The organism is Bacillus hominis (assembly GCF_030348325.1).
Lineage (GTDB): Bacteria > Bacillota > Bacilli > Bacillales > Bacillaceae_G > Bacillus_A > Bacillus_A hominis.
In genome coordinates this window covers 24,613-50,544 of sequence record NZ_JAUCFS010000004.1, presented here as the reverse complement: position 1 = coordinate 50,544, position 25,932 = coordinate 24,613, and the positions used below count along the sequence as shown (strand labels likewise).

The following is a 25,932-nucleotide window of genomic DNA, read 5'->3' as shown; positions in this document are numbered from 1 at the left end:
AACAGGAGGGATTTGCTTTACTTCCAATAACGGAAATTATGTAAATACGAAACCCCTTCAGCAAGTAAACTGAAGGGGTTTTTTCTAGATACATTGAATACCGATTAGTGGGGGTATGTCAACTACTGATATATATTTAAAATCCAGTAACCTTATATTTAGTATAATCTATAAAAATGTAGAAAGATTGTAAGTAATATGAGTTATTATGCAAGGGAAAATGGAATTTGTTTTTTTGTAGAGTAATGAATACATGATTCCCGTTACTGTTGCAGAAATAATAAATGCGATATCGTAGTTATGAGCAATTCCAAATAGTAAACTAGATAGGATTAATCCAGCTAGAAAAGAATATTTTGTTTCAAAAAATTTAAGTATAATCCCACGATATATAATTTCTTCTTGAATTGGTCCTATTAATGCAATTGCTAAAATAGCAATTATATTAATAGTCAGTGATTGCTCATCTAAATTTCCTATTCCTAAATGTTTATCTTGGATTTCAGCAGAATTAGAATATGAGTTTGTTATTTTATCGATAAAAGTATCGATCATATATATTAATAAAATATATATGTATGTTTGATATGAATATAAAGGTTTGATATTACATACAGATACAATTATTTTTTGAAAAGGTGCATATTTTAGTATAAACAGAATCAATATAAATAAATAGAAAATATCAAATATAAAATTTTGTACAATGATAAGACTATCATTGTTAAATTTTTGTTGAATGAAATTTAATGAACTGGTTATTTTTAATGGAATTCCTATAATTATTATTGCTATAAAGTTGACTAACAATGTTCCTAAAATAAATTCTTTCCAGGATATTTTAATTTGCTGTAATTTTGTCTTCATGCATGTTCTCCTGCTATTAATTTTTTCATTTATAATATTTTGTTTAATAAAGTTAATAGTATTAGATGGAAAAGGTATCAAGTATATTATCTTTCTTTTCTTTATTAATAGCAATGTATTTCAAAGTAATTTGTGATTTCATATCTTTAATCTATTCTTTACTTCGGATGTGTTGAACATCAATGTGATGTGTTTTTTTTGCTCATGGGTTTCTAGACCTTTTTATGTATAGTGTTTTGAATGTATACTTTTCTTTCTGTTTTGAGGATATTGAGGGAAAGCGGGGAAAAGTCAACATTGAAGGGAATTTGAAAGTAAACTAATGAAATAAAATCTACTTAATTGCCTTAAAAATAAGTAGGATTGCTTATTGGGTGTTTTTGCCGATCCCCTCAAAAAGAGGGAATAGCAAGCAAATTATTTAAAAAATGTGCATGTCAAAACATATACATTTTAATTGACACATTTCCCATAAGCATAAGTTGTATTTTTTAATTAATTAAGCTAATTCCCCCTTTTCGGGGATGTGGGCAAAAACACCTGTGTACCAGTTGATGTTGTCGCAGTAAAGCAAGAAGATAAGTCAATTGAAGGTACCATTATTCTCGAAAGCATGGAAACTGAAGCAAGTAGTGATTTGCATAAAGAGGAACTGCTTTTTATTGGCGTGAGTAAATTAGATGGATATGATGGTGAAGGGAAACCATCTAATAGCAATGTGATACCATCATGGCAACCGTGTTTTTAATAATTAAAAAGATTATCCTTAAAGTAGCGAATCCGCTCCTTTTTTATTTTGAATAGAAAAAAGGATCCCGCAAAGGATCCCTTTCATATCATGCTGTCTTATAATTTTTATTTTTAATCCTATTTTTAGTATCCATAAGTGCGGCGAATGTCGCTATAGCACCACCTAAATCATAGACTTGGAATTTGTGGTCAAAAGCAAGTCCTACAATGAAATTGTAGCTGTATATAAAACATGTAATACCAAATAACCATAACATGAACTTCAAATCTTTTAAGTTCAATCTATAACTCTTAATTTTTTTCCACATATGTATCAACTCCTAACTGTAGTGAGGTTGGTATATCAAATCTTGGTTCTGGTGCAAAAACTTTAATATACGTGTAAGTAATCTCTAAAACTTGGACAAATCCTATTACACTAAAAAAGGTGTGATTGGTATGGCAAGGGAACATGTATTCAAGTGGAAACATTATCAGCCTGATGTTATCTTATTAACGATAAGATGGTACCTACGGTACAACCTCAGTTTTCGTGATTTAGTCGAAATGATGGAGGAACGGGGCTATCCATTGCTCATACAACGATTACGCGTTGGGTTCACCAATATGGTCCTGAGTTAGATAAGAGAGTTCGTCGTCATCTTAAGAAAACGAATGATTCTTGGCAAGTAGACGAGACGTATATTAAGGTCAAAGGAAAGTGGATGTATTTATATTGTGCCGTTAATTCAGAAGGGAATACCATTGATTTTTATCTAAGTAAATCAAGAGATAAACAAGCAGCCGAGCGTTTTTTCAAGAAAGCCTTGGCTTTTTCGTACATTTCTAAACCTCGTGTGATAACAGTAGATAAAAAACCTGCATATCCTGTAGTGATGCAAGCGTTGAAAGAAGAGAAACATATGCCCGAAGGCATACAACTAAGGTAAGTTAGATATCTCAATAATATAGTGGAACAAGATCATCGTTTTATTAAGAAACGTGTGCGTTCTATGTTGGGGTTTAAGTCATTTAAAACTGCAACTTCTATATTGAGTGGTGTGGAAGCCATGCATATGATAAAAAAGAGACAGATTGATTTACGGAGCCAGTCTGTCCAAAATCAAAAAGAGTTCATCCATCAAGTGTTTGGACTTATAGTATAAAATACGATTCCGTTAGGAGTCTACTATTCTCCGTGTTATTCTTCATATATTTGCACCAGAACCAGAAAAAGTTATGTAAAGATTTATATGTATATATGAAAATCATTATTAAACTTAATATAATCAATGAAAAAATAAAATCTTCAAATAGTTTTGCGCCATTGTCGCTAAAAAATTATTTTGGGATAAAAGTCTTGTGATTGAACCTAACCTAAGGTCATTAGTGAACTAATAATATAAAGATAGGAACAATACTATATTCACCTTAAAATTGGCATAAACATTAGTGGAACGTTCGAAGCAGACTTTCTTATAATTAATTTCAAATTATATTTTAATTTAAAAACCCGAATAATAGAATTTTTAATATTTCCGTTATTCGGGTTGAAGTTCAAATATTAGTTCACGCTCTTTTTATATTAAAATTTTCTTCCTGGTGCACCATGTTTATATCTAGAATCAATTTTTCCTGCTCCACCAGCATTTTTACCAACCCATTTTGCAGCTTCCCATCCATACTCAATTGCATCTTGCCATGGGAATTTTTTATCCTTCTTAGTCTTACCTTTACCACCATCAATGTTTAGCATTTCTTCTTGTGTTAAATCTTGTAATTTAAGTTTCATAAATTATACGCCCCTTATCAATTTTTCATTTTAAAAAAATATTCGAATATAAAACTTAACCGGTTTATTGTATTATATATAAAGATAGCGCAATATGTCTAGAATTTTTTTACTATTTTTAAAAAAATATGCAAATTTGCATATTTTAGAAAGAAGGGGTATTTATTGAGTAGAAAACGTTTTCCATTTATCAGGCAATATGATTTAAAAGATTGTGGTCCAACATGCCTAGCCATGATTTCTAAATATTATGGGCTTACTATGTCTATCTCTAAAATTAGGGAAGTTGCAGGAACAGATTTACTGGGGACAAACATAAAAGGTTTGTTAGAGGCTTCCGAACAATTAGGTTTTGATGCGAGAGGAGTAAAAGTAACTGATACAAGTGCAATAACAGAAATTCCTTTACCAGCTATCGCTCATATAATCACTGAAGAAGGTGTAATGCATTATGTGGTGGTCTATAAAATTAAAAGAGATAAAATATTCATTGCTGATCCTGATAAAGGTCTGATTACATATAATATAGAGGATTTCGATGATTTATGGACGGGAGTTTTAGTCTTACTGCAACCAGGAAAATATTTCAAAAAAGAAAAAGGCTCTAAAGGGGCACTTTCTCAGTTTTTAAGTTTGTTGAAACCACAGTTGAATTTGTTAGTACCTTTATTTTTTGCTTCCATATTTCTTAATTTATTTGGGTTTATAGGAGTATTTTATTTTCAATTACTAATTGATGACATTGTACCTAATCAATCACTAAATACGTTGCATATCATTTCAGTAGGAATGATTGTTTTATATGTTTTTAAAGTTCTATTATCTTATTTTAGAACGCACTTAATTTTATATTTTAGCCGACGAATTGACATACAACTTATGCTTGGGTACTATCGGCATGTTATTAAGTTGCCACTTAATTTCTTTGAAACTAGAAAAGTAGGAGAGATTATCTCGCGTTTTTCAGATGCTGGTAGGGTTCATGAAGTGCTATCTACAACAGCTATAACACTAGTAATTGATATTTTGATGATTCTTTTTGGTACTTGTATATTACTAACCAAAAATTTATCTTTATTTCTGGTTACTCTTTTACTAGTTCCATTTTATGTGATTATTGTTTTTGTGTTTCGTAAGTCGTATGAAGTTCTTAATCGCAAAGTTATGGAGAGTGGCGCGAATTTGAATTCCTATATGATAGAATCCCTTAGTGGAATGGGAACTATCAAATCCTATAATGCTGAAAAAGAAGTTTTCTTTCAAGTTGAGAAACGATTTATAAAATTCTTAGGATATGGATTTCGTTTAGGAAAACTTGATAACTTACAATCTTCAATTCGAATGATACTCGAGCTAATCGGTGGTGTTGTTATTCTATGGGTAGGAGCTACTCAAGTATTAAAGGGAAATATGACAATCGGTGAATTAATTACATTTAATGCCTTATTAATATATTTTTTAGATCCAATTGAAAATTTAATCGACTTACAACCTAAAATGCAATCAGCAATTGTTGCAGCAGAACGATTGAATGAAATTTTTGATTTGGATTTAGAGGAAGACGAGAACGAGCACAGAAAAGTATCTCCTACATATTTATCTGGAAACATTGAGTGTCGAAATGTTTCTTTCCGATATGGTACGAGAGGAAATGTTTTAAACAATCTTAGTTTTTCTATTGAACAAGGTAATCAAATTGCTTTTGTAGGAGAGAGTGGTTCTGGTAAAACAACAATTTCAAAACTATTGATGAATTATTATACACCCCAACAAGGAGATATTTTTTATGATGATTACCATATAAAAGAGATTAATCGGACAGCTCTGCGTGAACGAATTGCCTACGTATCACAAGAATCATTTTTCTTTAGTGGAACAATTTATGATAATTTATGTTTTGGTGTAGAGCATCAAATTTCATTAGACGTTGTGATTCAGGCCACCCAAAAAGCTTGTGCGCATAATTTTATAAGTGAATTACCGTTAAGATATGAAACTGTATTAGAAGAGAACGGTTCTAACTTGTCTGGTGGTCAAAAACAAAGGTTGGCTATTGCAAGAGCACTATTAAAAAACCCTGATATATTAATTTTAGATGAAGCAACAAGTAACTTGGATTCTACTACTGAAAAGCATATCACAGATATGTTAAAAGAATTAGGAAGTGAAGGAGTAACTGTTATTATGATTGCACATCGTTTAAGTACAATTCAACATGCAGACCAAATTTTTGTAATGAATCAAGGCTCTATTATCGAGGGAGGTTCACATAAAGAGTTGTTATCAAACAAAGGCGAATATTATCGTCTGTGGAAGAATCAAACGGTACATACAGAATATATTGAAGAATTATTTCATATGATGCCAGGAGGTCAACATGAATAAAGTTTATACTTTTGAACAACTAACAGATAGCGTTGAATTGTTAGAAAAAAAACCTCCACGCTTTATTAACATGTTTTTAGGGTTACTAATTGCTTTTCTTATTGGTTTTTGTCTTTGGGCTTATTTTGGAAAAATAGATATTGTAAGTAAGGGGACGGCTATTATACAGGGGAAAAAAGAAGCAAGTATGGTTCAAAGTCGTCTTGGAGGAGTAGTAAGTCATGTTGCCGTTCAATCTGGTGATTATGTAAAAAAAGGAGATAACATTCTTCAGATTAAAAACCAAGAATTAGTAGATGAACAAAATAAATTGAATTCCATCGTTTTACATTTAGAATCAAAAAAAAATATGCTTATCGAATTAAAAAAGAGTGTGTCTAATAATAAGCCTCTTTTTTCTAACAGTAACGAACATGATAAAGTTCGAGATGAATATAGTGCATATGAACAAGGATATAAATTATTAGATAGTGAAAAGGAATTAGAATTGAATACCATAGTTGAGAATAGTGTCGAAGATGGACTAGATGATGTTTTACAGTCATTAATAGCAGAATATGAGAATACACAAAGAGAAATGGACTCTTTAAATAAGAAAAAAAATAAAGAACAGATTTCAAAAGAAGATACGGAGGTCATTATAGAACAAATCGATTCAGCTCTTTCACAACAAAACAATTTAAAGAAAAGAATAGAACAAAGAAAAGAGTACCTTGAAAAAGAAAGAAAAAAAATAAAACAGGTAAAAGAAGAAAAGCAAACACAAAAAAAGCAAGCTTTAAAACAATATCAGCAAGGTTTTATTGTTGACATTAATGAGCGAATTGAATCTATTGAGCAAGATATTTTGGCTAAAAAACAAGAATTAGATACTATTACATATCAGAATGATACAATGAAAATAAACGCTCATATAGATGGTACTATTCAATTTTCAAATATACTACAAGAAGATAATTTAATAGAACCTGGACAAGATATTGCTTTTGTGATCCCAAAGGGGTCTGATAAAAAAGTAAAATTATTGTTATCACCAGAAGAAGTAAAAGGGATAAATAAAGGGGACAAAATACAATATTCTTTTCAATCTAATCAACAAGTTGGATATGTTTCTTATATTCCCGCTCATCCCATTTATGATAAAGATTCAAAATCATATATGTATGAATTAGAAGGAACAATTAATTTCAAAAAAATTCAATCTTTACCTTCTGGAGTGATTGGAAAAGCTTCTGTTGTAACGGGATCAGAACCTATATGGAAATTTTTGTTAAGAAAATTAGACTTCATTTGAATATAAGAAGATATTTTACTCTTATTCTAATTTGAATTGTTGATATTTTCGCTTCTGATTATACATCTTTTACCGTTGAGGTTAAAAGATGGGATGTAGCGGAAGTTATACAGTTAAATATAGATTTTTAAGGTTCCGTTGCAAAATTTCTTAACACATAAAAAGCTGAGGAAATTGCAGCTGAATTTTATGAAGCCGCTAATAATTTTTGTAATTCGTTATACGTCGAAAAGACGAGGTCTGATTGAAGACTTCGTCTTTGTTTATATAGGGCATGAACCGTTTCGATTCCTTTTATTGTACGTGAAGCATGACGAAGTGTTTGAAATCCTGAGGATCTAGCAAACCGGCACTTCACATGACAATGGTCTAGTTCTATGTAATGATTGAAATGTTTGATTGTAGAATGAGTAGTATTTTTATAAAAGCCTTTCATCTTTAATTTTTTGAGTGTACTAAGCAAAGAAGGGGCCTTATCTGTTGTCAGAACCTTTGGTTCTCCAAAAGTTTGAACGAGTCGTTTCATAAAATCATATGCAGCTTGTGTATCTCGTTTTTTATAAATTTGAACATCCAGTGTTTGTCTCTCTTTATCAATTGCTCGATATAAATAGCACCAATTCCTTTGACTTTTATATAGGTTTCATTCATTTTCCAAAATAGTTGTGCCCTTTTGTTTTTCTTCTTCCAAATTTGATAGATAAGGTTTCTATATTCATGAACCTAGCGCATAATGATTGTTGGATGAATTGAAACACCACGTTTCTTCAGAATTTCAGACACATTACGATAACTTAAAGAAGAACGACAATAGTAGCTAACGGATACCAAGATAATATCTGTCTCGAACTGTTTTCCTTTAAAACATCTCATCTATTATGCTCCTCGTTTGTTTTTTTCAGAGTTTATCCTAGTTTAGAAAAATTTGTAACAGAACCATTCTTATAACCTTTTAACATATTTTTTGAATAGCGATTGGGATATAAAGCATTTAGCATCTCATAGGGACTACCCTTCCAATATCTTCTTAGTGGTGTCCATAATTTGTGTTTTATTAACCATTTTTGAGTATATACACCTAGTAATTGTTCTTCTGTTAGTTTTTCCTTTTCTTCAATAGTCCATCGCAATGCTTCTAATGCCTTTTTTTTATTCCAAAAACCAGTAGGTGTAACTTTAAACTCCCATTCTTTAAATCGCGCAGGATACAAATCATTTAGCATAGAGTACGGACTGTTCTTCCATAATATATGACAAGGAGAGATTAATTTATGATTTGTTAGCCATTTTACGCTGTAAACTTGTAATAATTGAGAAGGGGTTAATTTTTCTTTCTCCTCAATAGTCCACCTTAGTGCTGTTAATGCCTTATCTTTGGTCCAAAACTTGTTAGGAGCCATAATAAATTCCCATTCTTTAAATTTATTAGGGTATAAAGAGTTTATCATTGCAAAAGGGCTACCATTCCAGTACATAATTAATGGGGCACTGAGTTTATTTTCTTTTAGCCACTTTTTTCCATATATCTTTAGTAATTGTTCTTCGCTTAGCTGTTCTTTTTCTTCAATAGTCCATTTCAATACTTCAAGAGCTTTTTCTTTAGTCCAAAAATTTAAAGGTGCCATACCAAATTCCCATTCTTTAAAGCGATTGGGATACAAGTCTTCAATCATTTTATAAGGACTATTATCATAACTATGTTTGAGTGCGCCAAGTAATCGATATTTTACAATTAAAGGTGTATTCCATTTTTGTTTAATATCCTCTTCATTCCACTTTAGGATGGTTTCAATTAAATATTTTGTTACTCTTCTAGATAGTTCCCTATTGTCGTCTTCTTTCCATGTATTAGCTGGAAACCTACTTCTTTTCCCGTCTAATATTTCTTGATAGATCTCCTCTATTGTCACTGCTCTTGTTTGCACTTCAAAACTTCCTCCCATTTAAACTAGTAGAGATAATATGTTTATCGATAAACTCAACGAAAATTATGAATATATATTTAAAGGTGAATAATATGATTATACCTTATTATAAAAAAATAGTTTTATATTATCGAAAAAAATGTACTTAACAATATAAATATATAAAAATGACAAATATTTATTTTAAATTGCGAATTTTTCAGTTATACTAAAATAACATAATCTTATTAAAACGTATTAAGGAGAGTAGCGATATGGGTACAATAGACAAAAAAGAAATTATTCAGACTATTCCGCAAAAAGGTTTTTTTGGACACCCTAAAGGATTGTTCACATTATTTTTCACAGAATTTTGGGAGCGATTTTCTTATTATGGTATGAGAGCTATACTACTATACTATATGTATTATTCGATTTCCAAAGGTGGTTTAGGCATGGATCATGCCACTGCCGCATCAATTATGGCCATCTATGGATCCCTAGTTTATATGTCTGGTATTATTGGTGGTTGGATTGCTGACCGTCTATTAGGTTCAAGTAGAACTGTTTTTTGGGGTGGAGTTTTAATTATGATAGGCCACCTTATTTTAGCACTTCCTGGTACTATTAGTACTCTATTCATTTCTATGGTATTTTTAATACTTGGAACAGGTTTATTAAAACCAAATGTATCTAGCATTGTTGGTGATTTATATAGTGAAACAGATACACGTCGAGATTCAGGATTCAGTATTTTCTATATGGGAATTAACTTAGGTGCGTTTTTATCTCCTTTTGTTGTAGGTACGCTAGGTCAACAGTATAATTTCCATCTAGGTTTTGGTGTTGCTGCAATTGGTATGATGATAGGATTAGTCATTTTTGTTCTTACAAAAAAGAAGAATCTTGGCTTAGCGGGAACGCAAGCACCAAATCCTTTAACAGGTAGTGAAAGAAAGAAAGTAATTAAAAAGTTTAGTATTGGTATAGTGTTTATTTTAGTATTATGTCTTGTAACAATACCAACAGGTATTTTAACTATTAATCGTTTTACTTTATTAGTGAGTATTTTAGGAATTATTATTCCAACTTGTTACTTTATTTTTATGTATCGTAGTCCAAAAACTACAAAAATAGAAAAATCTCGTCTTCTTGCATATATCCCATTATTTATTGCGGCTACAATGTTCTGGGCTATTCAAGAACAAGGAGCTATAATTTTAGCTACATATGCTGACCAACGTACTCAGTTACAATTTGCAGGAGTTGAACTTCAATCCTCATGGTTCCAATCATTAAATCCTATTTATGTCGTTGTACTAGCACCAGTTTTTGCTTGGTTGTGGATAAAGCTTAACTCACGTCAACCTAGTACAGCTCATAAATTTGCTATCGGTTTATTATTTGCCGGTTTATCATTCTTAGTTATGATTATTCCTTCTTATATTCATGGTACGGAATCTTTAGTAAGTCCTATGTGGTTAGTGATTAGCTTCCTACTAGTAGTAATTGGGGAACTTTGTTTATCACCAGTAGGTTTATCAATTACAACAAAATTGGCACCAGCTGCTTTCTCTGCTCAAACAATGAGCCTATGGTTCTTAACTAGTGCAGCAGGACAAGCAATAAATGCTCAACTTGTTCGTTTATATAAACCGGAAACCGAAATTATTTATTTTGGCGTAATTGGAGGTCTATCCATACTGTTAAGTATCATGTTATATTTCATGGCACCTAGAATTAAAGACCTTATGAAAGGTATTAGCTAAAAAAAGATGTGCCAAAAGATTGTTGTATAGCAATCTTTTGTGCACATCTTTTTGTCTCTAGCACAAAAAATTCAAAATAATAAAAAAGCTACCTCGAAATTGAAGTGAACCCGGGTAGTGGTACATGAAAAAGCACCTCTTGAATTCGCATACTAAGTGAAGTGACCCAATGAAATAAGACAAGGAAAAAACACCTCTTATACCGTATTTAATTTAAATACGGTATAAGAGGTGTTTCTTTTATGGGAACGAGAAGATCTTATTCAGAAGAAATTAAATGGAAAACAATCGAGCTGAAAAAACAAGGGTACACAAACAAAGAAATTATGGATCAATTAAGAATTAAAAATAAAGCACAGATTAAAACTTGGATGAAGTTGCATCGTAAAGGTGAAACGTATCGTTTTAGTCGCCCTGTAGGAAAACAAAGTACGCTACAAAAAGCTAGTGAAGAAGGCATAACTGAAATAGAGAAACTTCAGATAGAGAATCGAAAATTAAAAATGCAAATAGACATTTTAAAAAAGTACCACGAAATCGAGAGGAGTTGGTTAAAGAAGTAGTTGTAGAATTAGTGGAGTTGATGAAAAATGAGTACTCCATTAGAAACTTAATCTACCAAATTTGGAAGAAGAAAAATAAAAACGTACAATTGTCTTGGTAATTGGATGAGACTTATGTAAATGTCAAAGGAGAATGGCGGTACCTATATCGTGCGATTGATAAAGAGGGTTACACATTAGATATTCAACTGCGTAAAAAACGAGATCATCAGGCCGCATATGCCTTTATGAAAAGATTAGTGAAAAAGTTTGGAGAACCAACGGTTCTAACAACAGACAAAGCTCCAGCCTTAATTTGTGCGTTTAACAAATTAAGGGAACAAGGCTTTTATAAACATACAACCCACTGCACAATCAAGCATTTGAATAATCTCATAGAACAAGACCATAGACATGTAAAGCGACGTTTTGCCAAATCCGCAGGATTTCAAAGTCCTCGCCATGCTTCACGTACCTTAAAAGGAATCGAAACGATTCATGCCATACATAAACGAAAACGCAGTTTGCAACCAAACTGCGTTTTTTCAACATACAATGAATTACAGCAATTACTTAGAATTGTATAAAATCCATCTGTAATCAGCTCAATTTTTTATCTGTTAAGAAACTTTGCAACAGAACCCGTCAGAATGATGCCTTTCCAAGTCAATTTCAATCACAGGTAGCTTCAACAGATGTAATCGAACAAGAAATATTAGAACAAATTCGAGAAATTGACCGAATAAAGGCAAGTATGGAAGCGATCAGTCAAGCTATGCCAATCCAGGGTATGGACGCTATGGCGAATCTTTTTATTGTCATGAGGCGCAAACTCCAAGAAAAGCTAGATCATCTATATGAATTTAATCAAACATCTAGCAATAACTATAGTACAGCAATTCAATTAGCAACTAGCATTGCGACAGGTCTTGCGGAAGTGCAAAGTGGAAAAGGCTTTAGTTTTGCAAGTGGTACATTTAGTACGCAAGGGTTGAATATGGAGTGGACAACTTCTATTCAATCAATTGGAGAAAAGATAACACGTAAAGCGGACAATTTTGTAAATAGCAATTTATCAGGTGATAATATAGAAGATAGTGCAATGTTTGGTAAACCCTCTGAAAAATCTAAGCTTAGAAAAATTTGGGATGGTATATACGTTGGTTCTGGGCAAGTTATTGGAGGTATTGTAGAAGGGTTTGATTCATTAGACGATACAGTAACAAAAGAAAATATTAAGTATGCTATAGGTCACCCCATAGAGACGGCATATACTATGTGTAATACTTTTTCGGATTCATTTATAAATGATGTTTGGTATGGTGATTTAGAAAGTGGTACAAAGTGGGGAACAAATATTTTTATGGGATTTGGGTTAGGATGGATTGGGGATAAAGGGATAAGTAGAGTAGGGAAAGTAACTACACTCGGTGAAGGTCCGAATCTAGCAAAATTTTCAGAAGGCATCTCTTCCGTTTCGAATCAAATACCATTGAAAGACCGATTTGTATTTGCTGGTGGAGGTAATATACGCTCTAAATTTGATATATCTGATTTAAAACAGGCGTTATCAATATATCAGTTCGCTAAAAGTAAAATTGATTTAGGGAAAATTGGAGATCTGTTGAATAATAATAAACAAAAAATGACAGATGGTAAAAATGTTACACCAAAATATAGTTCTTATGAGGAAAGATTTAAAGTATCAAATAAAAACCATGGCGAATGGGAAGGTGACCGTGGAGAATCTAAATTCATTTCTAACAAAGAAAAAGTAAAAAAATATCTAGATGAAATTAAAGCTGATGGAATAGAATATAAAAATGCAATGCCTGATTTTTCAGCTTTATCTAAAGGTGAAGTAGAGATTGAAATGACCCCTACTCGAAAGGGTCCCTCAGGAAACTATCGGAAAGCAGATGAAGCATTAGCAAAAAAATTATCTACTCCTGAAATGACGATTACTGGAACGGATATACAAAAATGGCGAGTAGCGAATGACTATACTTGGCATGAGCTTAACGATTGTAAGACAATACAATTGATCCCAACTGACATAAATGGTACTTTCAAACATTTTGGTGGAGTTGGAGAACTAAATAAGAAAATTAAATTAGGAGAATGAATATATGAAAAAAAGAAATCATGAATTATTTGGTGAACTTATCTATGATGATTACTGGACTGGAAAACAAAAAATAACTATTTTTGGTCATGACAAAATAGTTCCTTTAATTATCCATGGAGAAGAAGATGATTTATGTCCCACAATTCAAGAAGAAGCATATACCAAATTCATCACTGATATTAATAGACTAACACAAGAAGCTGAACAAGCTATATTCGAATATTATCAAGAAGAATGTTTAGAATATAGAGATATGTTAGGTGATGATTCTGCTGATGAAATAGCACCAATTATAACAAATACCCAGCAATTAGGAGATTTGGTTGATCTTATTGGCCTTACTATTTTACCTGATTTCGAAGATGGAGTTAGAAGGGTAGGATTAGTATTCAATTGTACCTGGGAAGAGGACGGCGTTGGTGTAAGATTTGAGAATGAAGAAGTTGCTAAAGTTGGTTATCAAAATATCGTTATTTAAATTTGAATTAATGTAATACTAAGAATCCCCTTAGATATAGGGATTCTTAGTATTACTTCACATGCACATAAGCTTCATTTGCTGTTACATAGTATGTTTTTTTGTATTGTGTACTTAAATATAATTTTATTTACAACTTTACTGTCTAATCAATCAGTAAAGTCATTTAAAAAAATAATAGACTGATATTTTATTTTACAAGGAATTAAATAAGAAATGTATCAAGGACATTATCTTTTTCTTCTTTGTTGATTCCAATGTAAGTTAATGTGATTTGTGGTGTGCTGTGATTAAGAATCTTTTGTAACATGGCTACATCTTTTGTTTGTTTATAGAACCAATAGCCGAAGGTTTTGCGCATGGTGTGGGTACCGATGGACTCTACATCAGCAAAGTCTCCGGCTTTTTGTAATTGTCGATAAGCCTGGATCTTACTAATGGGTTTTTCTCCTTTTCGAGAAGGAAATAACCAGGTGTTTTCTAGTGTTTTTGTATACGAGTAGATCTCATCAAAAATAGAAGTAAGATTAATCATGCGTTCTTTCTTTGTTTTTCCCTCTTTAATTTTGAATTCTTTCCTCTTTTTTCGTTTTAGCTTTACTATGGTTTGTGTTTCAAGTTGGAGTAGATCACTTACACGCAATCCTGTATGAATGCCAATTAGAAATAGGATATAGTCTCGTTCGGAACAATGACGTTTGAGGGCCCATTTCATATCTTCGATCTGTTCTTTGCTACGGATGGGTTGGACATCGATGAGATGTGATTTTTTGTTCATGGATTTTCGACCTCTTTATTTACAGTGTTTTGAATGTATACTTTTTTTATATAAATTGAGGATATCAAGAGATTTGGTGAGAATTCAATGTTTAAAGGGATTTGAATGTAAACTAATATCTATTTGTTTACTTTCAGAAATGATAACAACAGTCTAATTATTTAAGGTAAATTTAAGATTGTTTTCATAGATATTTCTAATTTGTATATTATAATTGCAATATTAAGTTGTCTTTATGGAGGATGTTATAGGGTGAACTACAAAAAAGGTATTATGATAGGTCTATTATGTGTATTTGTTTTTTCATTAGGTGGTTGTGATTTTTTCGATGGATTTAAAAGTGGATTCAGTTCTAAAACTGAAAAAGTAGAAAATCAGGAAAAATAATAAAATTTTATAGATGTTTTGAGGCCAAAAGATGACTTATTTAATGTCATCTTTTGGTCTTTTTCTAGTGAAATTTAAAGTAAACTCCTAGTTAGGGGTAGCACCTGGAAAAAGTATGGGTGGTGATATTTTTGCGAATAAGGAAGGGCTATTACCAAGTGCTCCGGGCAGAACCTGGTATGAAGCGGATATAAATTATATATCAGGATATCGAGGAAATGATAGAATTGTTTATTCCAGTGATGGATTATTGTATAAAACTTCAGATCATTATAAAACTTTTACTGAGATGAAATAGAGAGGATATTTATTGTGGAAACAATTCAATTAGATGGACGGAAATTTACAAGTAAAGAGATAATGCATAAAATATTGAAAAATAAATTAGATTTACCCGATTATTATGGAGAAAATGCTAATGCGTTGTGGGATTGCTTAACGGCATGGGTTACCCTTCCTTTAACAATAGAATGGGAGTTTTTTAAAGATAGTCAGAATATGTTAGGGCAAGAAGCAGATTTAATTTTAGAAACATTTCAAGATGCTCAAGAAGAAATGGCGGATGAATTCTATATTGTTGTAAAATGATTAAATAAACTTAGGTAAACATAAAACCGTAGAAATAATTAATTTCTACGGTTTTCATTGTATTTATTTGAATATTTTTACAGAGTGGCCCTTCATACCCAGAATCGTTTCCGTACCCCTTTAAGGGAAAATGAAAGTAAACAAATATTCAAAAGTTTACATTGGAAATGTTATCCCATAAAAAAAGAACCTTACTTTAAGGTAAGATTCTTTTTTTTAGCTATTAACTTTTTTTATTTTACTTACAAAAAGACTAATAATACCGATAGCTATCAATGAATAACCAATTGGTAGTAAATAAAATGGTTCTACAAGAGTACCATCTGCTGCGACTTTAGATCCGATCGTATTAAAGCTAACTAAACATCCGATTCCTAAGATAAATGGTATTAAAGATAAAATATATTTTTTCATTTTAGACCTCCGTCTTTAAGTTTATTTAACATATAATAATTGCTGTATAGTCCGTATTATAATCCCCTTGTATTAGTTGGTACTATTCAAATACATGACAAAAAGCTTACAAATTCGTAAGGTATGGACAGGAAATTCTAAGCGTACGGAATGTTGGTGCTATCTCTAAAAGATGACTTATTGCTTGATTTAATTTGGATGTTTTCGAGATATTTTTATGGAAAAAAATTCGAAAAACATTGCTATCTAATTCAATACGTCCAGCATTATAACCTGATACTGAAATAATTATATTTGGATTTATAGCTATATGTGATAAAATATTCGAATCATATTTTAGGAGGAGTTATTTTATGAAGTGCAATAAATATAATTGGGTACATTTAAAGAGGGAGAGCGTATCAACGACCCTATAAACTACGTCTACCCTCATTATTTATTGGAGGGTTAAATGTGAATACATCTCATTCACAGTCAAATTTACGCCATAATCAAGTTTTATTATGGCTTTGTGTTCTTTCTTTTTTCAGCGTTTTAAATGAAATGGTTTTGAATGTTTCATTACCTGATATTGCCAGTGATTTTAATAAGGAACCAGCAAGTACAAACTGGGTAAACACAGCGTTCATATTAACTTTTTCCATAGGAACAGCTATATATGGAAAGCTATCGGATCAGCTAGGCATCAAAAAGCTACTCCTATTTGGGATTATAGTGAACTGCATCGGATCAGTTATCGGATTTGTTGGACATTCGTTCTTTCCTGTAATTATTTTGGCTCGGTTTATTCAGGGGGCGGGTGCAGCTGCATTTCCAGCACTTGTGATGGTTGTTGTTGCACGCTATATTCCAAAAGAAAATATGGGTAAAGCATTTGGCCTTATTGGGTCCATTGTAGCAATGGGAGAAGGTGTAGGACCATTTATTGGTGGAGTGATTGCTGAATATATCCATTGGTCTTATTTATTGCTTTTGCCACTTGTGACGATTATCACTGTTCCATTCCTTGCAAAATTATTGAAACAGGAAGACGTAATAAAAGGTTCTTTTGATACTGTAGGAATAATATTTATGTCCGTAGGTATTGTATTTTTTATGATGTTTACGACATCTTATAGAATTTCCTTTCTAATCGTTAGCACTATATGTTTCCTGATATTTGTTAAACATATTAGGAAAGTATCTAATCCTTTTGTTGATCCTGCGTTAGGAAAAAATGTCTCATTTGTGATTGGAATCATTTGTGGAGGACTTATATTTGGAACTGTAGCAGGATTTATTTCTATGGTCCCTTATATGATGAAAGATGTGTATCAATTAAGTACTGCTGCAATTGGAAGTGGGGTTATTTTTCCTGGGGCAATGAGTGTTATTGTTTTCGGTTATATTGGGGGATTGCTTGTTGATAAGAAAGGTTCTTTATTTGTGTTAACAACTGGAGTTGCATTTCTTTCTATCAGCTTTTTAGTAGCTGCCCTTTTTATAGAAATAACACCATGGCTCATGACAATTATATTAATTTTTGTTTTTGGAGGGCTTTCTTTTACGAAAACAGTTATATCCACTATTGTTTCAAGTAGTTTGGAACAAAAGGAAGCTGGTGCTGGAATGAGTTTGCTTAATTTCACAAGCTTTTTATCAGAAGGAATGGGTATTGCAATTGTAGGAGGATTATTATCGATAGGTTTGCTAGATCGAAAATTGCTACCTATAAACGCTGATCTATCCACTCATTTGTACAGTAATATGCTATTTCTTTTTGCGGGGATCATCGTTATTAGCTGGTTGGTTACTATGAATATGTATAAACGCTCAGGAAGAAATATATAAAAGAGTCAAAGGATCCATTTTGAAAATTATTTTTCAAAATGGATTCTTTTTAATAAAATGAATTATTTTAAATTATACCGTAAACTACTTTGTTCTTGGTTACAAGAATGCTGGTACTGGGCTATGAAAGATGGTTGATGTTAAGCCATCTTTCATTTTTTATATTCGATAACAAGGTAATTAATTTTATATAATGTATCTAAGATGTTTAGAAAGGGGAATGTTCATATGAGACAAATAGAACGTTTTACAGAACCTTATTTTAAAACTGTTGGCGAACGAAATAAGACATATAGAGTGATTGGTTGCAAAGATGGAGAAGAAAAACCTTTTCCGATTACATTTAAAACATTAAAAAAGGCAAGAACGTTCAACCACAGACATGCTCACAGAAACCCTGAATGGCTAAATGCAAATGGTGATATCAGTGAGTATAATGTTAAACTGGGTAGAGATGAATATAAAAATGTCTGGAATGATAATGTTATAGAAAATGTATATAAAAATTACGCTGATTTCAATGATTGGATAACACATGGGTAAATCGCGACAAGTATTATTAGAAACTAGCAAAGAAGTCCTTAATCTTGGTAAGAGTAAAGAGGAAGTGGATATGGTTTTTAAGGTATTAATGAGAAAATAATGTCCGCTAATGCTTATTACGTGATTCGTTTTCACTGCTATACAGACCCCAAAGTTTTCTGTTTGGAATATTTGTTTCTGTTAGCTTGATAGTGATGGGGGAGCACTATTATTAATGATTAAAAGCTCTGTAAAATAGGGCTTTTTTTGTTTTATCGAAAAGTAAAATATGGTATTTTATGATAAAATTTTATAAAAATACTTGTTTGTTAAAAAGAAATAAGAGATAATCCATTAAATAGAAATTTATGCAGAAGAACTTAGTTTGAACTATATATTTTAAATAATGTTATGAGTAAAATACGCAAATTAAAAGGAAATGAAATGTTAAAGGAGCAATCAATAAAATGAATATTGCATTTTTTCTTACACCCAAGAGTGAACTTGCATATATAAATATAAATTCAACGATGCGCCAGGCTTTAGAAAAGTTGGAACACCATCGATATACAGCTATCCCCTTAGTCAATGATAAAGGGGAATATGCAGGTACACTTACAGAAGGAGATTTGCTTTGGAAACTCAAAAATACATCATCTTTAAGTTTTAACAATACTCATCAAGTTCTCTTAAGTAATGTTTCTTTACACCGTTCTAATGAACCAGTTTCTATTAATGCAGAAATCGAAGACCTTTTATCAAGGGCTATGGAGCAAAATTTTGTTCCTGTTATAGATGACGAAGGCATTTTTATAGGAATTGTTAAAAGGAGAGACATTATTCACTATTGCGCACAAGGGTTATTACTTAAGCAAAATTCTGTGTGAACGTATTAGAGTTTGAGTTATTTTGATTTTTTAATTTAAATTTAACAAAAGAAGAATCCATTTTGATTTTGGATTCTTCTTTTAATGATATTGAAAGAATCCTGGGATTCCAGCATTCTTTTTGATAAATTAACTAGATATATTATTCAATTATTGAAAAGGTACGTCGTATATAAACCATGTTCCATCTTTTTTATACATATGGAATTGAATATCTTTACCTCTCCATCGAGGCATATTAATTACTGCAGAATCTTTGTGAGCTTCGTTTATTACTACGGATGATCTGGCAAACTTAAAAAATGAGAGCATTTTTTCATGGAGTTCAAGTCTTTCTTCTAAAAATTGGTTCTTCTCCTCAATCTTTTCTTCATCATTTTTATAGAAAAGGTAAGTTGTGTCATAATTTTTTTCTTGTATTGAATGTAAATATAATCTTACTACTGTTTTAGGGGTCTGATTTTTTAGTGTATAAATATCTTGGGACTTTTGTAATTTATCATATAACTTTTGTTCTGTATGATTTAAATCTGCTAAATAAGGTGAAAGAGGAAATATAAACCAAAGAATAATGATTATTAAAATTAATAAACCTATTTTTTTCTTATTCATTAAAAATCTCTCACTCCATATATTGTCAATATAAGGATATATTAATACATATAATGCGATTTTGCTAGGCTTTTTATTACAAATAGATTTTCTTTGTTTGTCTTTTAGTATTTACAGTTTTGAATAAGATTAATTATTTTTATGAATGTAAATTTCTATCTAAAAGTTTACTTTCGGTAATAACAAAAAAGACCCTTAATAATGCTAAAGGGACTTAGCTCACACAAATGATCTGCACATCAATTCACTTTTGATATACAGATCATTTGTATGATAATTTTTATAAATAATTGCGGAATAATGAACTTACATTACTGCTTTTAAAAGTTCTTGTACAAATGGAATGATTCCACCTACAAATTTTAAAACTGCCATTGCGATTGCCATATTATTTCCTCCTCTTTTTTCGTATTAAGGTATGATAATTTTTATAAATAATTGTGGAATAATGAATTTACATTACTGCTTTTAAAAGTTCTGTTACTAATGGAAGTACTCCACCTAAGAATGATAAAACTGCCATTGCGATTGTCATATGATTTCCTCCTCTTTTGTTGATGCTAAGATGTGATTTATCTTTATGCTTTCATTATAGTAAGCGCTTACATTTTTATCAATACATTCTCATATGCAATATTGCATATAGGGAGGTAACGAAAAATCACATTTTCGCATTAAAACATGTATTATACAAAAAGTAGAATTAGGATTCTCACCTATAAACAATCCAACGTTTAGAAAACATTTTCCTCAATATGATTTAAAAGAATTATATAATGACACTTTAATACATCATCATATTGATGGTGGAGGTCAAGCTGTGGCTGTACCCTCAAAACTACATCCGGGTTTAGGAGGGATTCATAATGCTGAGAAAAGTGCAGGAGCTTGGGGAAAAGATCAAAAGATACCTTGCAAATAACTTACATCAAAAAATAGATACTAGTACAAATGATCTGGAATTTTTATTTAGAATTTTATTGGATTTGGCACGACATGCACAAAAAAATCTGCCAGATGGAGTACATGATTACAATTTTTATAAATCTTGATTTAGTAGTCAATAATATACTTAAAAAAGTAGATAAAGAAAAAAGCCCTGGATAGGACTATATGATTTTCTTCATACCGCATTGACGGCATTCTCTTAAAAAGATGAAATCTTTAACGGAACTCTTGAATGAGGTATTGCCGCAATTATCGCAACGACCGCTAATTGTATCAGGGAAATCTTTGTATGCGTATATTTTACTTAAATCGTATTCTTGTTTAGGTTCTTTATTCTCCATTGTTTTCACCTACATATTAATCTCAATTAATATAACTTAATCATAATAACATGAAGTATTCACATAGTGGATACTTTTTATTTTGTAGATGATTATGTATATTTTATATCTGTTACATGATTAACTTTTATATAAAATACATTATCATGTTGATTCCTAATTCTTAATTCATTACAAATCATGTCGTAGTAATGAATATAACCCACTTCGGAATATACTTTGTTCTGTTTTTGGTATGAAATACTTACTTGCTTATTTTCAGCCATTGCACAACAGACTATTTCATTTATAAGTTCTAATTTTTGTTCATCTAAAATAGGCATCGGTACTTCATTTTGTTTTTCATACAATTCATTTAATCCTTCAAACTGTTCTTTTATTGCTGAAAATGGGACCCATCGCATCATACCTCTATCTATCATGATCTGTATTCCTCCTTATGCTTTATGTCCACCAATTTTATTATTTCTATCACGTTGTGTAGCCCCTGGAATATAGCTAATACCACGCATAATTGAATTTTTGCCATACTTATGCCGGATACCATCCATCGTCTTTGCTAATTTCCTTTTAGTATCTTTTTGAGAAGTATCTTCAAACAATGACATTTGAATTGCATCATCCCTGGTCAAATTTTTTAGTGTAATATGTATTTGGCGTACCGGATGTCCAGAATGAAACCTTTTTAATAGTTGCAATGAGGCCTCATACACATCTTCTGTTAAGCATGTCGGCTGATCTAATGTAATCGCTCGTTTAAATCCTCCGCCGATGTATTTGCTATAACCTATAGCAAGCTCAACCGTACGACAGCATTTATCCATAGATCGTAAACGAAAACAAGTTTCTTCAATTTGTTCTAGAAGAAGTAATTTTAATTTATTTGGGCTGAAACAATCCTCTAATAAGATCTGTCCTTTTGTTATAGAGGTACTTTTCGGAATGTATTTATTTGCAATCCGGCTCTCATCTATACCATAAGAGAAGCGATATAACTCTTCACCTTTTACTTTGCCAAACCGCTTTATTAGATGCTCTTTAGGCGTTTTTGCAACTTTCTCAAAGGAAAATAGTCCCATGCTGTGCAACGCTTCTTCCGTAGCCTTTCCAATTCCCCATACTTTTTTAAGGGGTTTAATATTCCATAATTTCTTCGAAACATCTTCGTATGACCACATTGCAATCCTGGAATTCGAATGTTTACTTTCCACATCTAGAGCAACTTTTGCAAGGAATAGGTTAGGCGCAATTCCAATGGATGCAGTTATGCCCGTTGTATCATATATCTCTTTTTGAATCCTTTTAGCAATTACAATCGGATCACGTCCGAAAAGATGAGCTGTTTGTTGCATGTCTAGAAAAGCTTCGTCGATTGAGTAAACGTGTAGATCCTCTAACGCTACATACTTTGTATAAATTTCTGTGATTTGATTTGAAATTTCAACAAATCTTTTCATTGTTGCATTTACGATAATTATATTTGGATCTTTTGGTACTTCGTATAATCTGGTTGCTGTAGAAATGCCCATTTTTTTCAATTCGGGAGTGGCGGCCAGCACAATAGATCCTTTTCTATTTACGTCACCAACAACAGCTAATTTTACTTTTAATGGATCTAATCCTCTCATGACACACGCACAACTAGCAAAAAATGAACATAGATCAATGCAGAAAATCATTCGATTCATGCATTTCGAGTAATCAAACATTGTTTCACCCTCCACAAAACAGAACGTTTGTTCTTATTATAAACCTATTGTTTCGCCTTATACAACCATTTAGAAAATATTTTTTTATTATCAGTATGGTACGTGAAATTATATATATGATTCTTCAATATTCGACGACACAACAATATGATATCTCTTAATTTATTAAACTTGTTTTCATTGCTACATAAATTAAAAAAAGCCTAAACCCTTGTGTATCAATAGGTTCAAGCTTTTAATTTTATAGGAATACCCTTTGCAACAAGTTGCCATTAGAATAGTGTATCAGCAACTTGTAGCTACTTATATGAATGCTAGATTCCTCAAAATTATTACATATTTTTTTATCTCGTTCTCTTTTAAACTATATGCCGTATACAACAAAATTATTCACTTATCTAAAGTTTAGAAAACTAAAGATTTGGACATGCTTTTAATAAAATCAAATAATTGAGGTGAAACGCATGTCTTGGTTTAAAAAGCCTAGATCTAATTTAGGTAAATTTTTAGACAATCATGATATTAAACAAGTAGATTTAGCTCAAAACTCCGGTGTGAGTGAAGGAACGATTAGTAAATTGTGTCGAGCAAATACTTTTTATCCTTCATTTAAGAATGGACAAAAGATTATTAAAGCGCTGAAGAGAATGACTCATAAAGAAATCCACCATGATGACTTTTGGATGTAGTTTAAAATATATCGTGCATTATAAAAGTTCTCATAAACACATTTTGTTTTACAGCATATTGCTCTAACTTTGATTGTCGATAGTCTGATAATGTGAAAAAGATAATTACTGGAACAATAGCATTCTGTCTTTTGTAGATATCTGTTATATGGCCATATAACTGTATTTTATGTTCGTTTGCCTTCATATGTTGCATACGATCTATTTCAACGAAATGGGGGACATTATCCTCAAAATACGTTGCGTCAGGAATAATCTGATACCGTTGACCATTAATTGAAAACTCTATAGGTCTTTCTGTTTTCCATTCTGGAAATCCAAGCCACATCCAGCTTTCATTTCGCATTAATATGTGCTGTAATTGACTACTTTTCTTCACTTCTTTTGTAACGCCTAATAAATCCCGTCCCTTTTTGTTTAAATAATATACGTGTTCACGAGCCACTTTTGTAATGTGACAATATGAATGTAGATCCTTTAGTACACGATTTGCGTTTCGAATACTCCCTAGACAGTGGATGGCTTGTAATTGCCTCCTTGTTGCAAAATCTAACTTACTCAAAGTGGATAAAATCTCGATTTGTCTCGCTTTCTGTTTGAGTGTTTGATGCCTCATGCTGTTTCACCACCTTGTATTGCTTTAGTAACTCCCACATATCTGTATCCTTTAAAAAAGGTACCTGGATTTCTTCTGTACGATCAGTCTTAAATAATGCTCTTCCTGGCAGAGATGGCAGATCCTCCAGTCCCGGTTCATCCAAAGCGACTTGTGATGCTACGGTTGTGGGTAAGCGAAAGCCTATTTTCGCATCTGAGTTTTGTTTAATTTGTCTGGGTAATGTATCAGAAGTAGGATATTGAGTGCAAAATATGAGTCGAAACCCTAAACCACCTCCGATTCTTGCGACTTCGGACAACATCTCCTGGCACAAAAATAATACATCACGTTGTTTTTTAGGTAATCCCTGTGTAGGACATAGGTTTGCTCCTTCATCTACTATGATGAAGCAACGTTCTTTAATTGATGTGTCTATGATATTGGTAAAATAGGACTTCTTCATCATTTCAATCTGTCTTACCATCTTTTCACGTACCCTCATCAACATTTCTAACGCCTGTTTCGGATTTTCAGCGACCTCTACAACTTGAGACAAATTCTTGTAGGGGCTAAATTCTAATCCTTCCTTCAAGTCAATAATAAAAAAACTTACATGTTGAGATTGTTGTAAAATCAAACTCGTCATCACATTTTTTAGAAATACTGTCTTTCCAAACCGTGTCATACCTGACACGCACATATGCGGTGTTTTCTCGAAATCATGATACACATGTTTATCTAACGCTTTGCCCATCATAACTCTCCATGTATGCTCTTTTAATAGATCCTTAGACCAATTCCACATTTCAGGTATTTGTTCGCTAAATACTCGAATATGAAGCTCTCTTTGATGAAACGATATTTTAACAGGTTTATATAGACCTTCTTCTAATACTTCAGCTAACTTTTGGATAAGTTGACTAGGTACACCAAGTGGTAACTTGTAAACATAATTCATACTTATATCATCTTTAATTTCTTTTATAAAAATGGGGTATTGTAATTCACCTTTATGTTGAACACATATCTTTGCAATTTCAAAAAACGTTGCAATTTTTTTCTTATCACTCATTCCGTTACTTTGATAAAAATAAGCTACAGTTATAAAGGTTGCTGGAATTAATAAAAGTGATAACATTCCCTCCATACCTCCTTAAGGTAGTTGAGCTTGTATGGAAGCTTAGAAAAAACGTTTAAGGTGCGCTATTATAATCACTTTCAACTACCAGATGTAATACTAACGTAGAAACAAATCTAGTATATCCATTAGAACGTACCAAACACTCCCAATCAACAAGCATTTAAGACCTGCACGTAGCAACCAACCTGGAAGATAAAGACCTTTCTTCTTCAGCAATTTTATTCCTAAAACTGAAGCTCCGGTCACGCCATATACAATCCCTAGCTCTCCAATGATTGTAATGTTTATCTCATCCTTTCGGTTTGATAGATAAATTCCCCTTACGATCTCTATAAAGTTGATAATCATCCAGTAGCTCATTCCATGACAATGCCTGTTCATCGCCATATAGATCGTCTTCAATTTTTTGACTTAAATAATAGTAACCTCGATATTGTTGGTCCAGGTATACTTCGTGACGTAACATATGCTCTTGTATAGCGCATATGTTTTCTTCATTCTTATTAGCTTTGTACATTTGATTCAATGTTCGAGAAGAATACAGATAAGGTGTACTATACAGCATTTGATATTGACTCATATGTCTTCACCATCCATATA

General features: G+C 31.8%; 29 protein-coding genes and 5 pseudogenes. 18 read left to right on the top strand and 16 right to left on the bottom strand.

The features are described 5' to 3' along the window. Positions 1-168 precede the first annotated feature (168 nt). Positions 169-867: a CPBP family intramembrane glutamic endopeptidase gene (locus tag QUF93_RS01890; protein ID WP_289361270.1), complete on the bottom strand. Its 699-nt coding sequence runs from the start codon at positions 865-867 to the stop codon at positions 169-171. Positions 868-928: 61 nt separating this feature from the next. Continuing rightward, a pseudogene (locus tag QUF93_RS01885) lies at positions 929-1,000 on the bottom strand (tyrosine-type recombinase/integrase); the annotation flags it as partial. Positions 1,001-1,393: 393 nt separating this feature from the next. Between QUF93_RS01885 and QUF93_RS01880 the strand changes: the two are divergent. Beyond that, the gene (locus QUF93_RS01880) at positions 1,394-1,615 is read left to right on the top strand and encodes a hypothetical protein (protein WP_289361269.1); all 222 of its coding nucleotides are present in this window, start codon (positions 1,394-1,396) and stop codon (positions 1,613-1,615) included. Positions 1,616-1,703: 88 nt separating this feature from the next. Here the strand turns inward: QUF93_RS01880 and QUF93_RS01875 are convergent, their stop codons facing one another. Continuing rightward, positions 1,704-1,925, bottom strand: a complete 222-nt coding sequence (locus tag QUF93_RS01875; protein ID WP_289361268.1) for a hypothetical protein — start codon at positions 1,923-1,925, stop codon at positions 1,704-1,706. 130 nt (positions 1,926-2,055) lie between these two features. On the opposite strand from QUF93_RS01875, the pseudogene QUF93_RS01870 reads away from it, so the two are divergent. Further along, positions 2,056-2,762: pseudogene (locus QUF93_RS01870) on the top strand (IS6 family transposase). Between the two features lie 419 nt (positions 2,763-3,181). On the opposite strand, the gene QUF93_RS01865 reads toward QUF93_RS01870, so the two are convergent. Beyond that, positions 3,182-3,388, bottom strand: a complete 207-nt coding sequence (locus tag QUF93_RS01865; protein ID WP_289361267.1) for a hypothetical protein — start codon at positions 3,386-3,388, stop codon at positions 3,182-3,184. A gap of 165 nt (positions 3,389-3,553) precedes the next feature. Between QUF93_RS01865 and QUF93_RS01860 the strand changes: the two genes are divergently transcribed. Both QUF93_RS01860 and QUF93_RS01855 read left to right on the top strand, forming a co-directional pair. Beyond that, complete coding sequence (locus QUF93_RS01860) at positions 3,554-5,773, top strand: peptidase domain-containing ABC transporter (protein WP_289361266.1); 2,220 nt, start codon at positions 3,554-3,556, stop codon at positions 5,771-5,773. After that, positions 5,766-7,067: an HlyD family secretion protein gene (locus tag QUF93_RS01855; RefSeq protein WP_289361265.1), complete on the top strand. Its 1,302-nt coding sequence runs from the start codon at positions 5,766-5,768 to the stop codon at positions 7,065-7,067. Before QUF93_RS01860 ends, QUF93_RS01855 begins: the two co-directional genes overlap by 8 nt. A gap of 187 nt (positions 7,068-7,254) precedes the next feature. On the opposite strand, the pseudogene QUF93_RS01850 reads toward QUF93_RS01855, so the two are convergent. Together QUF93_RS01850 and QUF93_RS01845 are read right to left on the bottom strand one after the other, a co-directional pair. Next, positions 7,255-7,940 (bottom strand): annotated as a pseudogene (locus QUF93_RS01850) (IS6 family transposase). A 32-nt stretch (positions 7,941-7,972) separates the two neighbouring features. Next, the gene (locus tag QUF93_RS01845; RefSeq protein ID WP_289361264.1) at positions 7,973-8,992 is read right to left on the bottom strand and encodes a DUF4046 domain-containing protein; all 1,020 of its coding nucleotides are present in this window, start codon (positions 8,990-8,992) and stop codon (positions 7,973-7,975) included. Between the two features lie 254 nt (positions 8,993-9,246). Between QUF93_RS01845 and QUF93_RS01840 the strand changes: the two genes are divergently transcribed. The 5 genes and pseudogenes from QUF93_RS01840 (at position 9,247) to QUF93_RS01820 (ending at position 13,888) form a co-directional block, all read left to right on the top strand. Then, positions 9,247-10,740: a peptide MFS transporter gene (locus QUF93_RS01840; RefSeq protein WP_289361263.1), complete on the top strand. Its 1,494-nt coding sequence runs from the start codon at positions 9,247-9,249 to the stop codon at positions 10,738-10,740. 242 nt (positions 10,741-10,982) lie between these two features. Further along, positions 10,983-11,303, top strand: a complete 321-nt coding sequence (locus QUF93_RS01835) for a hypothetical protein (protein ID WP_289361262.1) — start codon at positions 10,983-10,985, stop codon at positions 11,301-11,303. 47 nt (positions 11,304-11,350) lie between these two features. After that, positions 11,351-11,869: pseudogene (locus QUF93_RS01830) on the top strand (IS6 family transposase); the annotation flags it as partial. A 56-nt stretch (positions 11,870-11,925) separates the two neighbouring features. Next, positions 11,926-13,407 (top strand): annotated as a pseudogene (locus tag QUF93_RS01825) (HNH endonuclease); the annotation flags it as partial. A 4-nt stretch (positions 13,408-13,411) separates the two neighbouring features. Beyond that, the gene (locus tag QUF93_RS01820) at positions 13,412-13,888 is read left to right on the top strand and encodes a DUF6985 domain-containing protein (RefSeq protein WP_289361261.1); all 477 of its coding nucleotides are present in this window, start codon (positions 13,412-13,414) and stop codon (positions 13,886-13,888) included. A gap of 205 nt (positions 13,889-14,093) precedes the next feature. Here QUF93_RS01820 and QUF93_RS01815 read toward each other — a convergent pair whose 3' ends face one another. Continuing rightward, positions 14,094-14,666, bottom strand: coding sequence for a tyrosine-type recombinase/integrase (locus tag QUF93_RS01815; RefSeq protein ID WP_289361260.1), 573 nt, complete (start codon positions 14,664-14,666; stop codon positions 14,094-14,096). 502 nt (positions 14,667-15,168) lie between these two features. On the opposite strand from QUF93_RS01815, the gene QUF93_RS01810 reads away from it, so the two are divergent. Both QUF93_RS01810 and QUF93_RS01805 read left to right on the top strand, forming a co-directional pair. After that, complete coding sequence (locus tag QUF93_RS01810; RefSeq protein WP_289361259.1) at positions 15,169-15,351, top strand: ribonuclease domain-containing protein; 183 nt, start codon at positions 15,169-15,171, stop codon at positions 15,349-15,351. A gap of 14 nt (positions 15,352-15,365) precedes the next feature. Next, complete coding sequence (locus QUF93_RS01805; RefSeq protein WP_289361258.1) at positions 15,366-15,641, top strand: barstar family protein; 276 nt, start codon at positions 15,366-15,368, stop codon at positions 15,639-15,641. Positions 15,642-15,857: 216 nt separating this feature from the next. Here QUF93_RS01805 and QUF93_RS01800 read toward each other — a convergent pair whose 3' ends face one another. Further along, positions 15,858-16,055, bottom strand: coding sequence for a DUF3955 domain-containing protein (locus QUF93_RS01800; protein ID WP_289361257.1), 198 nt, complete (start codon positions 16,053-16,055; stop codon positions 15,858-15,860). 353 nt (positions 16,056-16,408) lie between these two features. Between QUF93_RS01800 and QUF93_RS28820 the strand changes: the two genes are divergently transcribed. The 4 genes from QUF93_RS28820 to QUF93_RS01785 all read left to right on the top strand — a co-directional run bounded on the left by QUF93_RS28820 (position 16,409) and on the right by QUF93_RS01785 (position 19,294). After that, entirely contained in the window at positions 16,409-16,471 is a 63-nt protein-coding gene (locus QUF93_RS28820) for a tetracycline resistance efflux system leader peptide (protein ID WP_353050836.1), read from the top strand. 37 nt (positions 16,472-16,508) lie between these two features. After that, positions 16,509-17,885, top strand: coding sequence for a Tet(L)/Tet(K)/Tet(45) family tetracycline efflux MFS transporter (gene tet, locus QUF93_RS01795; protein ID WP_289361256.1), 1,377 nt, complete (start codon positions 16,509-16,511; stop codon positions 17,883-17,885). A 228-nt stretch (positions 17,886-18,113) separates the two neighbouring features. Further along, positions 18,114-18,428, top strand: a complete 315-nt coding sequence (locus tag QUF93_RS01790; protein WP_244159073.1) for a hypothetical protein — start codon at positions 18,114-18,116, stop codon at positions 18,426-18,428. A 446-nt stretch (positions 18,429-18,874) separates the two neighbouring features. Next, positions 18,875-19,294 (top strand): CBS domain-containing protein, encoded by a 420-nt coding sequence (locus QUF93_RS01785; RefSeq protein WP_071744276.1) that lies wholly within the window; start codon positions 18,875-18,877, stop codon positions 19,292-19,294. Between the two features lie 150 nt (positions 19,295-19,444). Here the strand turns inward: QUF93_RS01785 and QUF93_RS01780 are convergent, their stop codons facing one another. After that, positions 19,445-19,906 (bottom strand): hypothetical protein, encoded by a 462-nt coding sequence (locus QUF93_RS01780; protein WP_289361255.1) that lies wholly within the window; start codon positions 19,904-19,906, stop codon positions 19,445-19,447. 673 nt (positions 19,907-20,579) lie between these two features. Here QUF93_RS01780 and QUF93_RS01775 point away from each other — a divergent pair. Next, positions 20,580-20,828, top strand: coding sequence for a hypothetical protein (locus tag QUF93_RS01775; RefSeq protein ID WP_353050835.1), 249 nt, complete (start codon positions 20,580-20,582; stop codon positions 20,826-20,828). Then, on the top strand, positions 20,773-20,958 hold the full coding sequence (locus QUF93_RS01770; protein ID WP_289361254.1) for a hypothetical protein: 186 nt from the start codon (positions 20,773-20,775) through the stop codon (positions 20,956-20,958). The genes QUF93_RS01775 and QUF93_RS01770 overlap by 56 nt, the downstream gene beginning before the upstream one ends. A gap of 57 nt (positions 20,959-21,015) precedes the next feature. Here QUF93_RS01770 and QUF93_RS01765 read toward each other — a convergent pair whose 3' ends face one another. The 3 genes from QUF93_RS01765 to QUF93_RS01755 all read right to left on the bottom strand — a co-directional run bounded on the left by QUF93_RS01765 (position 21,016) and on the right by QUF93_RS01755 (position 22,904). After that, the gene (locus QUF93_RS01765; protein WP_289361253.1) at positions 21,016-21,195 is read right to left on the bottom strand and encodes a DUF8096 family protein; all 180 of its coding nucleotides are present in this window, start codon (positions 21,193-21,195) and stop codon (positions 21,016-21,018) included. 92 nt (positions 21,196-21,287) lie between these two features. Beyond that, complete coding sequence (locus tag QUF93_RS01760) at positions 21,288-21,617, bottom strand: YolD-like family protein (RefSeq protein ID WP_289361252.1); 330 nt, start codon at positions 21,615-21,617, stop codon at positions 21,288-21,290. 15 nt (positions 21,618-21,632) lie between these two features. Then, the gene (locus QUF93_RS01755) at positions 21,633-22,904 is read right to left on the bottom strand and encodes a Y-family DNA polymerase (protein ID WP_289361251.1); all 1,272 of its coding nucleotides are present in this window, start codon (positions 22,902-22,904) and stop codon (positions 21,633-21,635) included. A gap of 464 nt (positions 22,905-23,368) precedes the next feature. Between QUF93_RS01755 and QUF93_RS01750 the strand changes: the two genes are divergently transcribed. Then, positions 23,369-23,593, top strand: a complete 225-nt coding sequence (locus QUF93_RS01750; RefSeq protein ID WP_000118337.1) for a helix-turn-helix domain-containing protein — start codon at positions 23,369-23,371, stop codon at positions 23,591-23,593. Between the two features lies 1 nt (position 23,594). On the opposite strand, the gene QUF93_RS01745 is transcribed toward QUF93_RS01750, so the two are convergent. From QUF93_RS01745 to QUF93_RS01730, 4 genes are all read right to left on the bottom strand, one after another. Continuing rightward, on the bottom strand, positions 23,595-24,209 hold the full coding sequence (locus tag QUF93_RS01745) for a replication-relaxation family protein (RefSeq protein ID WP_215582282.1): 615 nt from the start codon (positions 24,207-24,209) through the stop codon (positions 23,595-23,597). Beyond that, positions 24,148-25,329 carry an FtsK/SpoIIIE domain-containing protein gene (locus tag QUF93_RS01740; protein ID WP_215582601.1) on the bottom strand — a complete coding sequence of 394 codons (1,182 nt, stop codon included), beginning with the start codon at positions 25,327-25,329 and terminating at the stop codon, positions 24,148-24,150. Before QUF93_RS01740 ends, QUF93_RS01745 begins: the two co-directional genes overlap by 62 nt. A 99-nt stretch (positions 25,330-25,428) precedes the next feature. Beyond that, positions 25,429-25,614, bottom strand: coding sequence for a hypothetical protein (locus tag QUF93_RS01735; RefSeq protein ID WP_289361334.1), 186 nt, complete (start codon positions 25,612-25,614; stop codon positions 25,429-25,431). A gap of 7 nt (positions 25,615-25,621) precedes the next feature. After that, positions 25,622-25,912 (bottom strand): hypothetical protein, encoded by a 291-nt coding sequence (locus tag QUF93_RS01730; RefSeq protein WP_289361250.1) that lies wholly within the window; start codon positions 25,910-25,912, stop codon positions 25,622-25,624. Positions 25,913-25,932 lie beyond the last annotated feature (20 nt).

Coding starts and splice junctions, on each gene's coding strand:
- QUF93_RS01780 (WP_289361255.1), bottom strand. CDS start 19,906: ATGAATAAGAAAAAAATAGGTTTATTAATTTTAATAATCATTATTCTT.
- QUF93_RS01815 (WP_289361260.1), bottom strand. CDS start 14,666: ATGAACAAAAAATCACATCTCATCGATGTCCAACCCATCCGTAGCAAA.
- QUF93_RS01790 (WP_244159073.1), top strand. CDS start 18,114: ATGAGACAAATAGAACGTTTTACAGAACCTTATTTTAAAACTGTTGGC.
- QUF93_RS01755 (WP_289361251.1), bottom strand. CDS start 22,904: ATGTTTGATTACTCGAAATGCATGAATCGAATGATTTTCTGCATTGAT.
- QUF93_RS01770 (WP_289361254.1), top strand. CDS start 20,773: ATGCTGAGAAAAGTGCAGGAGCTTGGGGAAAAGATCAAAAGATACCTT.
- QUF93_RS01865 (WP_289361267.1), bottom strand. CDS start 3,388: ATGAAACTTAAATTACAAGATTTAACACAAGAAGAAATGCTAAACATT.
- QUF93_RS01740 (WP_215582601.1), bottom strand. CDS start 25,329: ATGTTATCACTTTTATTAATTCCAGCAACCTTTATAACTGTAGCTTAT.
- QUF93_RS01840 (WP_289361263.1), top strand. CDS start 9,247: ATGGGTACAATAGACAAAAAAGAAATTATTCAGACTATTCCGCAAAAA.
- QUF93_RS01750 (WP_000118337.1), top strand. CDS start 23,369: ATGTCTTGGTTTAAAAAGCCTAGATCTAATTTAGGTAAATTTTTAGAC.
- QUF93_RS01785 (WP_071744276.1), top strand. CDS start 18,875: ATGAATATTGCATTTTTTCTTACACCCAAGAGTGAACTTGCATATATA.
- QUF93_RS01855 (WP_289361265.1), top strand. CDS start 5,766: ATGAATAAAGTTTATACTTTTGAACAACTAACAGATAGCGTTGAATTG.
- QUF93_RS01820 (WP_289361261.1), top strand. CDS start 13,412: ATGAAAAAAAGAAATCATGAATTATTTGGTGAACTTATCTATGATGAT.
- QUF93_RS01800 (WP_289361257.1), bottom strand. CDS start 16,055: ATGAAAAAATATATTTTATCTTTAATACCATTTATCTTAGGAATCGGA.
- QUF93_RS01730 (WP_289361250.1), bottom strand. CDS start 25,912: ATGAGTCAATATCAAATGCTGTATAGTACACCTTATCTGTATTCTTCT.
- QUF93_RS01760 (WP_289361252.1), bottom strand. CDS start 21,617: ATGATAGATAGAGGTATGATGCGATGGGTCCCATTTTCAGCAATAAAA.
- QUF93_RS01890 (WP_289361270.1), bottom strand. CDS start 867: ATGAAGACAAAATTACAGCAAATTAAAATATCCTGGAAAGAATTTATT.
- QUF93_RS01810 (WP_289361259.1), top strand. CDS start 15,169: ATGGGTGGTGATATTTTTGCGAATAAGGAAGGGCTATTACCAAGTGCT.
- QUF93_RS01745 (WP_215582282.1), bottom strand. CDS start 24,209: ATGAGGCATCAAACACTCAAACAGAAAGCGAGACAAATCGAGATTTTA.
- QUF93_RS01765 (WP_289361253.1), bottom strand. CDS start 21,195: ATGGAGAATAAAGAACCTAAACAAGAATACGATTTAAGTAAAATATAC.
- QUF93_RS01835 (WP_289361262.1), top strand. CDS start 10,983: ATGGGAACGAGAAGATCTTATTCAGAAGAAATTAAATGGAAAACAATC.
- QUF93_RS01875 (WP_289361268.1), bottom strand. CDS start 1,925: ATGTGGAAAAAAATTAAGAGTTATAGATTGAACTTAAAAGATTTGAAG.